This window comes from Thermoanaerobacterium aotearoense (assembly GCF_009905255.1).
Taxonomy (GTDB): domain Bacteria; phylum Bacillota; class Thermoanaerobacteria; order Thermoanaerobacterales; family Thermoanaerobacteraceae; genus Thermoanaerobacterium; species Thermoanaerobacterium aotearoense.
Genome location: NZ_CP047602.1, coordinates 66,104 through 78,457, shown reverse-complemented (window position 1 = coordinate 78,457; position 12,354 = coordinate 66,104). Strand labels below are relative to the sequence as shown.

The 12,354-nt window shown below is 30.4% G+C and carries 11 protein-coding genes and 4 pseudogenes; 2 read left to right on the top strand and 13 right to left on the bottom strand.

The window, feature by feature from the left end; genetic code table 11:
* Positions 1 to 7: 7 nt before the first annotated feature.
* The 9 genes and pseudogenes from GSH73_RS00415 to istB all read right to left on the bottom strand — a co-directional run bounded on the left by GSH73_RS00415 (position 8) and on the right by istB (position 5,591).
* A complete protein-coding gene (locus tag GSH73_RS00415; RefSeq protein ID WP_014757417.1) occupies positions 8 to 187 on the bottom strand; it encodes a hypothetical protein in 180 nt (59 codons plus the stop codon).
* A gap of 197 nt (positions 188 to 384) precedes the next feature.
* Positions 385 to 1,083 (bottom strand): annotated as a pseudogene (locus GSH73_RS00410) (S1 family peptidase); the annotation flags it as partial.
* Between the two features lie 153 nt (positions 1,084 to 1,236).
* Positions 1,237 to 1,562: pseudogene (locus GSH73_RS00405) on the bottom strand (transposase); the annotation flags it as partial.
* A gap of 59 nt (positions 1,563 to 1,621) precedes the next feature.
* A pseudogene (locus tag GSH73_RS13500) lies at positions 1,622 to 1,806 on the bottom strand (ExeA family protein); the annotation flags it as partial.
* A 10-nt stretch (positions 1,807 to 1,816) separates the two neighbouring features.
* Positions 1,817 to 2,611, bottom strand: a complete 795-nt coding sequence (locus tag GSH73_RS00395; RefSeq protein ID WP_014757421.1) for a hypothetical protein — start codon at positions 2,609 to 2,611, stop codon at positions 1,817 to 1,819.
* Between the two features lie 130 nt (positions 2,612 to 2,741).
* A complete protein-coding gene (locus tag GSH73_RS13360; RefSeq protein WP_267889036.1) occupies positions 2,742 to 3,122 on the bottom strand; it encodes a transposase in 381 nt (126 codons plus the stop codon).
* On the bottom strand, positions 3,119 to 3,577 hold the full coding sequence (locus tag GSH73_RS13355; protein WP_014757423.1) for a hypothetical protein: 459 nt from the start codon (positions 3,575 to 3,577) through the stop codon (positions 3,119 to 3,121). The genes GSH73_RS13360 and GSH73_RS13355 overlap by 4 nt, the downstream gene beginning before the upstream one ends.
* Before the next feature lie 166 nt (positions 3,578 to 3,743).
* Positions 3,744 to 4,731 (bottom strand): annotated as a pseudogene (locus tag GSH73_RS13815) (IS701 family transposase); the annotation flags it as partial.
* Positions 4,732 to 4,940: 209 nt separating this feature from the next.
* Positions 4,941 to 5,591, bottom strand: coding sequence for an IS21-like element helper ATPase IstB (istB, locus tag GSH73_RS00380; RefSeq protein WP_236640050.1), 651 nt, complete (start codon positions 5,589 to 5,591; stop codon positions 4,941 to 4,943).
* 129 nt (positions 5,592 to 5,720) lie between these two features.
* On the opposite strand from istB, the gene GSH73_RS13350 reads away from it, so the two are divergent.
* Positions 5,721 to 6,095, top strand: coding sequence for an IS1182 family transposase (locus GSH73_RS13350; protein WP_051408285.1), 375 nt, complete (start codon positions 5,721 to 5,723; stop codon positions 6,093 to 6,095).
* A gap of 15 nt (positions 6,096 to 6,110) precedes the next feature.
* Positions 6,111 to 6,938, top strand: coding sequence for a transposase (locus GSH73_RS00375; protein ID WP_201739048.1), 828 nt, complete (start codon positions 6,111 to 6,113; stop codon positions 6,936 to 6,938).
* A 990-nt stretch (positions 6,939 to 7,928) separates the two neighbouring features.
* Here the strand turns inward: GSH73_RS00375 and GSH73_RS00370 are convergent.
* The 4 genes from GSH73_RS00370 to GSH73_RS00355 all read right to left on the bottom strand — a co-directional run bounded on the left by GSH73_RS00370 (position 7,929) and on the right by GSH73_RS00355 (position 12,095).
* Positions 7,929 to 8,222 carry a hypothetical protein gene (locus tag GSH73_RS00370; RefSeq protein ID WP_014757426.1) on the bottom strand — a complete coding sequence of 98 codons (294 nt, stop codon included), beginning with the start codon at positions 8,220 to 8,222 and terminating at the stop codon, positions 7,929 to 7,931.
* Positions 8,223 to 8,540: 318 nt separating this feature from the next.
* Positions 8,541 to 8,753: a hypothetical protein gene (locus tag GSH73_RS00365; RefSeq protein WP_014757428.1), complete on the bottom strand. Its 213-nt coding sequence runs from the start codon at positions 8,751 to 8,753 to the stop codon at positions 8,541 to 8,543.
* Between the two features lie 1,076 nt (positions 8,754 to 9,829).
* Positions 9,830 to 10,498: a response regulator gene (locus GSH73_RS00360; RefSeq protein ID WP_014757429.1), complete on the bottom strand. Its 669-nt coding sequence runs from the start codon at positions 10,496 to 10,498 to the stop codon at positions 9,830 to 9,832.
* Complete coding sequence (locus GSH73_RS00355) at positions 10,491 to 12,095, bottom strand: ATP-binding protein (protein WP_014757430.1); 1,605 nt, start codon at positions 12,093 to 12,095, stop codon at positions 10,491 to 10,493. Before GSH73_RS00355 ends, GSH73_RS00360 begins: the two co-directional genes overlap by 8 nt.
* Positions 12,096 to 12,354: the final 259 nt, after the last annotated feature.

Here is a 12,354-nt window from a genome sequence, read left to right as displayed (position 1 = left end):
ACTTGTACTATTTATATTCTACCATCATTTCTTTTCTGCTTTGACTTAAATTATCCATAAGTTCTTTTCTGTTTTGCGCCATTTCGGTTTTTAGTGTTGTACTGAAATTGTCTTTTTTAGATTCTATAAGCAAAATTATTGTAAGAAATATATTTAAAACGAGCAATATAGCAATGGCATATGTCACAATATCAAATCCTTTCTTTTACTGAATTGTTAATATTAAATACTTAATTCGCCATATTGCCTTAAAATCCTTCTTGTTTGGATGAAATTTTTAGAATTTTTTGTTTGGATATAAAAAATACCTGCGTCTTGCAGGCGGTGTTTAATGTTATAATGTATTTTCCTTATTTTTGCTGTCTGTATAGTTTTATGGTATTATTATATTTTCTTATCTATTATAGCTTCTAAAATAGGTTTAAAATCTAACAACCTTCTGCTTTTAATTGCGTATCCAATATTTATCATGACATTCATCCGTGCTATAGGAACTACTGATGTTGGAATAGAAATTGTTTGTATTTCACCTGTTATAGATTGTCGCGGTCCAGCATAAAGAATTCCTAATAATAAAAGTCTATTTCCTATAGTAATTCCATCACCATTAGCATATGCACCTTGATTAAATATACATACTGGAGAACCGCTTGAACCTGGAAAACAAGCAATATCTACAACTATATCAGTTCTATTATTGTAATCAAATTTAGGATGAATAGCTGTTACTCCTCTTCTAATTATTGGTAGATTATTTGTTTCATCCCATAATCCATTTGGATAACCAATCATAATAATATCTTCTAATGTAGAAAGACTATTAACTTGCTCTAATGAAGGTATATTTGATTCGTTCATTGAAATAGTAAATAATCTTTTATTATATCTTATTCGTGCATCCTCCAAAATTGGTAGCATAGGCATAATACAAAGATCAACATTACTATCCGGATGTAAAATAAATGACTTCTCAAATTCATCTATAATATAATTAAATTTTTCCCCATATTTAGGTTTATTTTCATTGCTTGATGTTGTAAATACAAGTCTTCCTTTTTTAGCATCTTTAATAACATGCTTATTTGTTACTAAAACGGGAACATTATTTTCTTTATATTAAATAGAAAAAAGAACCCTGTACCTGTACTTTGTAATGTACCACTTTGATCGAGTATTTCTATCCTAACAGTATTATGCATTAATTGTTCAGATATCGAAAGATCCACAAATATTCTCCCTATCAATCATTTTCATGCGTTCCTCACGAGATTTAGAATTGGTAAGTTTTTTTTAAGCCAGGCATTCTCATAAGAGAGCTGCCCTATTTGTTTCAATAATTCCTCCTTCTCCTTTCCATATGATTTTTTGACCTTTTCTAACTCGTCGGTTTCTTTGCTAAACACCTTTGCTGCATTATTGATAAATTCTGCTTTCCAGCGGCTAATCATATTCGGATGTATTTCATATTCAGCGGCGATTTCATTAAGCGTTTTTTCTTCTCGTAATGCCTCTAATACAATTTTTGCTTTTTGTTCTGGTGTAAAATTTCTTCTCTTATTCATAACTATATTCTAACTTATTTTTGACTTTTTGTCTGTCTAGTTTTCTGGTATCATTATACATATGCCGATGGTGTAATAGATCATCCACCACACCGGCTATTTTCATTCTTGTTTTTATGTCGCCTTGAATTTCTTCTTTTTTTAGTCCTTGCATCACATACTTTATTGCAATTCTTTGCCTTAATGCACTATTTACATTCAAGACTAGTTTGTTCCTTATGTTGGGTTGTCCTGAAAGTATCAATTACGTTTTTCTATTGATGATTTGTTAATTTTGGGGCTTCTTCTTTTATTTTTTTATATTCATTCTTAAATAAATTTATAAATCTATCAATGACTATAAATGAAATTACTGATTCAGAAATAATTGGTTTTATTTGTATCCATAAATTATTTATAAAGATTGTTGTATTAGATATTAGCTCGAATGAATTTATTACAGTAATAAAAATAGAAATAAGATATACCCACAATTTTGGTCTTAAAAACAGAATAATACTTTTTGAAGTGTATAAACTTTCTTCTAATACATGTGTTTTTTTCTTAAAAAATTTTATAACAAATTTATACAAACTATCTTGTAGCCACAAACCAACTTTATCAGGGAAATATGCTACGATAGTTAAAACTATAGTTAAAGTAAAATAAGCATAGGCATCTTTAACTAAAGTGATTTTAATAAGAATAATTCTTATAAATAGATATACAAATCCATATAATACCTTTATTGACATTAAAAAAATTATTATTGTAGATATAATAGAATATATTAAGTCTATATTAAATCTAATTTTACTTTTTTTTATTAGTCTCGACAAAAAGATATAAATAAAATTAAAAAACTTGTATACCAACGCAATAAAATCAATATATATATTATTTGTAATATTTTTTTCTCTAATTTTTTTTAACTCAATTTCTAACATCTGATATTTAATTAAAGCCCATATATAGTTAAGCAGGTTAATAAAAATGTATATAATATTTATTAGTAATATTGCAAAAAATAATTTATCTTTTAAATATTCTTTGATGAGATATAAAAGCATAAACTCTTCCTCCATTACTTAATGTATCATATGGATTTAAATCGCTTCTTAAGCCTTGAGTATAATTCAATAATGAACATCATGACATTTAAAATTGCGAATGTCAATAGAAATTTGGTTCTTTCCAGAGTTAGTTGAGCAATCGCATTTTTTCAAGCCGGAGAGTTTTGATTCTTAATGTTTCAAAACTGCTTCGCCCATACATAACTCGTTTTATTACCTTCAGTTTATTAATACTCCCTTCTGCAAGCCCATTGCTATATTCATATTTTATCGCATTCCTCACGGCATCCAAATCCCGTTCAAGTCCACATATAAAACTGTCTATTTCCGGTATACCTAGCTTTTTTGCTTTCTCCATCCATTTATCCAGTGCGTCAACATTTTTACCAGTTAGAATCCCTTTAAATTCCCATATTATGTTATGTATCTTTCCAAAACAAGGATATTCATTGCATATCCTTTCAAATTGTTCCCGCTGATTGAACTCACATTTTCTATTGAATGTTATAATAGCTTAAAAATATTTTTTCTTTCAATTGTTTCCGTTTTTCTTCCATCTTCTCTACTTCTATCGTAATATAATTTTCTACCCCTTTTCCAATCTGTTATGTACTGCCGCATAGTTGATGATGAACCATCATATCCCATCCCACGTATCTTTTTTTCAATATCAGAACCCATAACCCCTTTCTCAAGACATTCATCAATCTCTTTTATGTATGGTGTTAGTTTCCCGTTTTTCTTTTTGCCATAGGAAGCATGGACTGGATTAAAGTTTTCATCAAGATATCTCCTAATTGTTGATCTGTTAAGTCCAGTACGTCTGGATATCTCATCATTGCTGCAACCTATTTTCTTTAACTCGCGCACTTCATTCACACGTTCCATTTTTTGTTTCACTTTCTCTTCGTACACGGTCATCATCTTTGTTTGAAATGAAGATTCTCTTTCTTCAGGCGTCATTGATATCAGCCTATCTTAAGCTCGCATATCCATATTTATGCTTTGACAGATTGCTGTTTTGCACTTTCCTGCTGCTAGAAGTTGTTCTATCCGCTCATATTTCTCTTTTAATCTATAGATGAGAAAAATTGATAACAAATATTACCATAGAGTAGATACACTACACCTATGTTAACCGTAGTTGCTCTAAAATTTCATCGATAGACACATTGCTATTAGCTCGTTCATATATCCATTTAATACGCTGTCTTTGTACCTCTTTTCGAACCATTTTTATTCCTTGCCCAAATTTGCAATATTCATCGCCTGAAGTCGTACAATACAGGTATGTTAATGATATAAGCCATAATAATCTGTCTATTGATTTTGTTGAGCGTACTTGATACGTATTTAGTCCAAGATTATTCTTTGTCTGCCTAAAGAATATTTCTATAGGCCATCTCTGACTGTAATAATTTAGAATTGTCTTGGTATCTAATTCAGTATCAGTACAGATAAATGCATGTAGAGCATTTTCATTTTTAAAAGCTTTCTTCAGACCAGCACAATACTACTATAGCATTATCTATGTCATTTAAGGCTCCTTCATAACGATATACCCAGTATATAGAACCGTTTACTGTAACGAGGCAAACTTCGTTCTTTTCAATATATTGGGCAAAGTCTTTTATCTGTATCCTGATGCCTTGTGGATAGATAATTCTGTTAGTCTTTAGTGCTCCTATGAGATGGTATCCCCTTTCAAAATGTGCTTCTATTACTTTTTTGTTTATGTACCATGAATCAGATAAACCATATACTGCTCCTTTAGATACTGGAAGCATGGATACCATTTCACATATTCTTTCGATTTTGCTTTTGCCACCTTTTTCGTAGCGTTCAATACAGTAAGGCAATACTACTTTGCCGCAGGATAGCATCATGGTAAGAAGCTGATGTCCCCAAACTTGTTTCCCTTTTAAATGCGATTGATGGAATCCTGTTGCCTAAATAGAATGTTTAGCCTGTAACGAAGGCTTTGTTTTCTCAGCAATAGTATCATCAAAAATCACAGATATTGGTTTTTTGCTAGTTTGGGATAATTCAAACATAATGCGGATAACCTCTCGCCTTATAGCTCTCCATGCATACTCTATATTCCAAACACCTTGGCTGTGAATGTCAATAGAAATTTGAGCCACATGCTAATGAAATTTTGAACCACTTCTGCTATTGAAAAAGTGATCCATGTGCTAATGAATTTTTGAGCCATAATATAAATGCTTTTCCTATGGTTGATATGTTGATTTTTAAAAATATTTGCTCTTATTTACATATAGTTAATAAAACCATTTGCAAAGTGACCATCTACGCGGATAATAATCTATTCTATTTGCGAATTATCACGCCTGAAAGATTCTCCATTCATATTTAATACATGTGAACGGAAAGTTAGACGATCTACTAATGCTGCTACCATAGTAGTATTATCAAACATTTCTGTCCATCTCGAAAATTCAAGGTTCGTAGATACTATTACACTTCCTTTTTCACTACGGTCCGAAATTATCCTAAATAATAAATCAGCTTGGTTCCTATTAAAGCATAGATATGATAGTTCATCTAGAATCAATAGGTCCACTTTTTCTAACTGTTTTTCAAGTTTCAAAAGCTTTTTGTACTCTTGCGCTTCTGTAAGTTCTGTGACAAGATTGGCAACAGTATAGAACTTTACGTTATATCCCTCTTTACAGGCCTTTAACCCTAAGCCTATTGAAATATGAGTTTTGCCTGTACCAGTGTTTCCTATCATGATGACATTCTGCCGTTTGGATATAAATTCACATGTGGCAAGTTCCCATATAAAGGCTTGTTCAACGTATTTGAGTCTGGTATAATCAAATTCGTCAAGGGTTTTCAGGTAGGGAAATCCCGCTTTGTGTATGCGGCGCTTTTGCTGATTTTCTTGCCTGGAAGCTACTTCTTTTTTCATTAATTCTATGAGAAATTCTTCATATCCCATATTGCTATCCATACGTCTAATGATACTTGAGCAAATTTCATATTTTAAATAGCTTGATATTCCTAACTTTGTGAGAGACAAAAAAGGAAGTTCACATATATAAGTAGCAACAAAATTCTAACAAAAGAGGTGAACCTACTTATGTATATTCGACAAGAATGTTTATTTTCCTTCGACGAATTAATAATATTTCAACCAGAGACAAAACTTGAAATGGTTTTGTCGCAGCTTGATTTCTCAAATGTCGTGCTTTCACTATCAAGGCCCGAATATAAAAGAGGCCCTAAAGGATATGATCCACTGCCTTTACTTTATGCCTTGATTGCTATGCAACTTGAGAAAATTCCTACTATAGCAAAACTTGTAGATAGACTAAAATCAGATCCTATATTTAGATATAACTGTGGTTTCAATGTATTGGGTCCTGTACCATCTACATCAACCTTTAGCAGGTTTTTAAACCTGATATCAAAATCAGAGGCACTGGAGGAAGACTTTAAGCAATTAATACTTTAGGCTAAAAGCCTCAACATAATTGATGGTACTAATATAGCTATTGATTCAACTAAATTGAACTCTTTTGAAAAGCCAAAACCTAAATCTAAGCTAAAAGATGATGGTAAATCTCCTAACTGGGGAAAGAAAAAAGATACTGATGGCAATGATATAAAATGGTTTGGATGGAAGCTACATATATTAGCTGACTGTAAAAGTGAACTTCCACTTGCCATAGAAATTACTCCTGCAAGTGTAAATGATAGTATTTTAGCAATACCTTTATTAAAGAAGCTAAAAGAGTTCTACGGCAATACCTTTAATGTAAAACACTGTATTATGGATTCGGGCTATGATATAAAAGAGAATTACGATTATATTATGAATGAGTTTCATGCACAACCAATCATAGCCTACAATAAAAGAGGAAGTTTCGCTCCACCAGAAGGATTAAACGAAAGACTTCATCCAATTTGTTCTATGGGATATGAACTTGTGTATTGGGGCAAAGACGGTGATTATCTAAAATTCAGATGCCCACATGTATTAGGAAAAGTAGATTGTCCTCATGGTTCTTCTTGGTGCAGCAGTTCAAACTATGGGTATTGCCTTAAAATCAATTACAAGAAAAACAAGAGGTATTTTAGCTTTCCAATAAGAAGTTCTGATGAGTGGCAGGAAATATATAACCTTAGAACTTATATTGAGAGATGTAACAGCAGGTTGAAAGAATATTTAAATACTGACAATATACGCTCAGCAGGTATTAAGAAAGCTAAAACCTTTGCTTTATTAAACTGTATTACACTTGTTGCAGGTACTATTGCTGTTAATGTTAATAAATCATTGCCAAAAGTAGCTTAATAAACTGCCTATGCTTAAACAAGCATATAGAAACAGACAAAAATTATTTATAAACTATTTTTGTATTAAATTTTCAAAGGTCATAAGTTATCCACAGGCTTTGATATGCTTAGCTTTGCTATTGCCTTTTTTAGCTTCAAAAATTAAAGCTTAATTGTGCAATTTCCTCATTTGAGTAAATTGTACAATTGACTTTATTATTAAAAGATGTCAATATATTATTGTTTGTGTCTATATCACTATATATTAATGACTTAATTTTGATTTTTGAATTACGCAATTCCCTCATATTTAATTTTAGACACATATTTAAAAATTGTATAGTCTTTTCATATCCTTTTTCGAGTTCTTCTGCGTTTATTTTCTTTGATCTTAAATAACTATTAATTATTTCTGTCAATTCTTTGTACTGCAGTTCGGTAATATTTATGTTTTTTGCTTAATAAATTCAATGATTTTAGACGTTTTATTTCTAACTATATTTTTTTAAAACTATTGCTAATAAAATATTTTCCATAAATAATACTCCTCATAATTTTATCAAAATTTATCAAGGCAACTCTCTAAAAATTCAATTGGATAATTTTGTGTAAATCGTCAAATTATGTTTTCTATCAGCTAAACACATATTCATCAGCAATTTCATTAAGTTTTTTTCCTGCAATATCTTTAAATGACTATTTTCGCTTTTTGTTTGTTTTCTAGTATAATTATAATCTTATAATTGTTCATACATATAAGTTATATTTTTAATTTTATAATATTTAATATCGAGTAAATTTCATATATTAAATAGGTTGATATTCCAGGCTTTTTTAAGATACAAAAAAGGAGGTTTACCCCAAATGTCAAATATATAAGTAACTCAATTCTAACAAAAGAGGTGAAAATACTTATGTATATTCGACAAGAATGTTTATTTTCCTTCGATGAATTAATAAAATTTCAGGCAGAGAGAAAACTTGAAATTGTTTTGTCGCAACTTGATTTTCAAATGTCGTGTTTTAATATTATTTGCTGTACAGATATAAACGTCGGCCATACCGTTCCTGGAGGCAACGTATATTGTACTAAATTAGGTCCTACATTTTTCACGCTGACTACATATTTTTTTGAGTCCACTAATAACACAGGATTGCCTACTTTATCATTATACAATTTTTCGCATTTTACTCCTTTGTTTTTATAATGTTTAATTAATGCTTCAAGCAAATCATCAATATTATAATATATATCATCTAACTCCAATATAATCTTCTTATTATTTACCGCAATATTACTCATCCCCCTTTAAAATAAAATATAATGTCGGTTTTTTTAACTTCTTAAGTTCCTTATAAAAAAGCAAAAAGCTACTTTACGGACGTAAATAATATTAAAACTACTACCTCCGCTTTTAATCCTATGTAACCACCAAAAATATTTACGTGTGCCGAAACATCAGCATAAATATCTTTGGATATTAATACCTTATAAAGCTTATTCGACATAAATCGGAAAATTCCTTCTACTATTCATAAAAAAAATTTATAAAAATTCAACATACTAGTAAAACAGGCACGACAGCTTTCGCCATCATGCCTGTTAACACGCCTTTTCACGTTAGTTTTGTTGGTTAGCAAATTTGACTATAATTAAAACCCCCAGAATTTCTAAACCAGTAGAGACACCTTCAAAAAATCCTCTTACAGAATCTCCAATTATAATATTTCTGTTTAAAAACATTATAACAAGCATCAACAAAAAACCAGCAGAAATTAATTGATATCCAATTTTTTTATTTTTAGCTTTTTTTATTTGCAACTTTAAAAACATTTATAAACTCATTCCTCTCTTTGATTTATATTCATATAGTACCATTTTTTCCTGTTATAATAAACACCTTTTTATAATTTTTTAACATTATAGCAAGTTAATTACCTTTTTTAGATAAAGCACAAAAAAGGCATGACAGCTTTCGCCATCATGCATAGTAATGTTTGGTAAGGTTTTGATGCTATCTCTGCCTTTTTCCCCCACTTCAAACCGTACATGAGACTTTCGCCTCATACAGCTTTCTAACAATTAGTCACCATTACGGAGTCAAACTTTATCACCACTGCTATTGCTTGCTTGCAATAATTCTCTAAATTCATTAACTTTGGCTTTTTGTCTAGTTGTCGTTCACTTGCAAGCTTGCTGTTTATATACATAAGGCAACCTATATTCCGAGAACTTTCAAGATTTCGACGAGAATTATCTGCAAGAACTAATCGTCTGGCGTCCTTCGTTCAGTATGATTTTTGTTATGATACATCATTACTACTATGACACCTCCGACTTCCTACATGTTTCATCATGTCGCCACATTCCGCATGTAGGCTCTCCTGCATTCCAGCTCATCTATCCTTATTCGTGATCTTTAGTAGGGTACTATACTCCGGGAAGTTCACACCAATGTTTGAGCTACAGTTATACATTGGCTATTTTAAGTCATTTTAGACTTGTACTTACAATATGAATAGACGGCATATTGCAAGGCTTCCCTTGTTTCCACATTTTTGCGGCGTAAGATGACGGAGCTTCAGGTATACCTTTCTCTCATCTCCATGGGTCACGGATGTCTGCACCATTATTATCCATGTCTTGCGTAGTGCAAGGTTTAGGTTTTCAGGTTACGACTTTACCTGACTTCTGACAATAGCATGTAGCGACACACCATTGCCAGCAGGAGTCTCAACACACAATGCTCCGGTTTTGATATACCTCATCAGCGTTAGCTCTGTATGGCACAGGAATTCCACATCTGAATTCGATGAGCTAGTTATCATGTCTTTCTCGACATGTTGGCGTTTTTCTTACCTTATCACGCAGTGCACTGCTTTTTTTATCTGTCTATCTTCCTGGTATCATTATAGTTTATAATATTTATATTGAGGTCTACCAACTTTACCGTATTCTATAAACTTTTCTACTTTATTTTCTTTTTGCATGTATTCAAGATATCTCCTGATCGTTGTTTTTGCTATGCCTAATTTTTCTGCCAAAATCTCTACTGTAAAATCTCTGTAATTACTTTTTTCTATTTCATTTAATATAGCCCTATATGTATATTTATTCAGCCCTTTAGGAAAATCACTTTGATAAGTAGTAGAACTAGATATAAATTTATCTAATTCCTCTTGCTCAATTATATTGTTTTCATTAAATTGATTATACCTATCTTTAAATTGAATGAGTGATTCTTTAAATCTTTCAAAACTAAAAGGCTTTATAAGATAATCCACTACTCCGTACCTAAAAGCTTCTTGGACTCTTTCAATTGTTTTATCAGCTGTAATTAAAATAATATCTATATCTAACTCTTGTCTCCTTATCCATTTTAATAAATCAATCCCATTTTCTTTAGGAAGATATACATCAAGTAATATTAAGTCTGGTTTTTTAATCAATATAAACTTTTTTGCATCATTAAGATTAGAAACTGCTTTATACAAAATAAATCCTTCTATTCTTTTTAAGAATTTAGAATTTATCTCCATAACCAAAGGATCATCTTCAACAATCATTACTTCAATCAAATTTATCACTCCTTGTCATTGGTATCGTTATGTTCCAAATAGTTCCATTATCTACATCAAGTTTTATCTTTCCATTAAAATCATCAATTATTTTTTTTACTATATACATTCCATAACCACGCTGCCCATCCTTTGTTGAAAAGCCTCGTTCATATATTTTTTCTCTGTATTCAACCGGAATTCCGCCACCATTATCCTTAACTATTATATTTAAAAATTTTTCATTTTGAATTATTTTTACATATATTAACCCAGTTCCATCATTTTTAACTTCATCTAAAGAATTTTCTATTAAGTTGCCCAAAACTGATACAATTTCTTCAGACGTCATGTATTCTGGTAATTTTACAAGTTTTGAATTTTCATCTATTTTTAGCTTAACTCTACACTCTTCAGCTTTAATATATTTAGATAGTAATAAGGCTGATACAGAAGAATTTTTTATATTATCTGTTAAAATATTGCTTACATTATTTCTACTTTTAGATATATCTGAAATAAATTCAAGTACTTTATCATATTCTCCTAACTGTATAAGCCCTGAAATGGTATGAAGTTTATTCATAAATTCATGATTTTGAGCTCTTAAAGACCATGCCATATTTTTAGCACCTGTAAGCTCTTCTGCCATTTTAGTTACTTCTGTTTTATCTCTAAAACTAGCAATAGCTCCTATAACCTTGCCTTTATTAACTAAAGGAACTATATTAGTTATTATTATTATATTGTTTATTCTCTGTTCTTCTTCAAATACAGGTTTACCTGTTTCTAATACATTTATAAAACGCGTATTAGGAATAAACTCATTTATGTTTTTCCCAATAATATCATTCTCATTAATTCTATCTTCAAAGTGTAATATTTTCAATGCCGAATCATTTATAAGAGTAATTTTACCTATATAATCAACTGCTATTAATCCTTCATGGATAGTGTTAAGAATTATCATCCTTTCGTTATAAAGCTTTGTCATTTCATCAGGCTCAAGTCCCATCAAAGTATTCTTTATGTTATTGGCCAATAAAAGCGCTCCTATTATACCTGCCACAAGTCCACCTAAACCAATTAAAATTATGTATAAGATAGCCGTATGCTTTGCTTTCTCAATATTACGGGTAAGTGTACCTACAGCAACAAAGCCTATTTCTTTTTTATTCTCATCATCATATATTGGAACGAAGGCTCTAAGTGCCTTTCCAAGTGTTCCTGTAGCCTCAGAAATATATGTTTCACCTTTTTCTACTCCATACTGATCGCCTCCAACAAATTTTTTACCTAACATCTTAGGATTGGGATGAGAATACCTAATGCCATTACTATCTGCTACAATTATATAATCAACCTGCTTTAAATATTTAAGCTGCATATTAACGTAAAGTTCAATTTCCCGATTCGGATCTTTATTTTTTAACTCTGCTATTATTTCTTTAGAATGTGCTATCATCTCAGCTACATTCATAATATTAGTTTTAACTTTATTTTCAATATTTTCAGTAGCCCATGAGACCACAAATGAAATAATTATAGATATAGAAATAAATACTACTGTGGCAACCAATAGTATAATCTTTGTTTGTAGTTTCATTGTTTTTTTCATGCGCATCCCCTCAATTTAATTACATACAAATCTAATTTAAATTTGCATGTAATTAAAACAAAAAGCTACAATTTAAAATACTTTTAAAATTTTAAAAGAATTAATGTCTTATATTTTTAAGTACTTTTAATGTAATTCTCCTTATTTTTTGATATTATAGCACAATGCCCCATCTGTCAAGACAAATGAGGCATTATATTTTTTAGCATATAAAAATTAAGCTTTTATTTGTTTTATTAATTTTAATTTAAATATATTT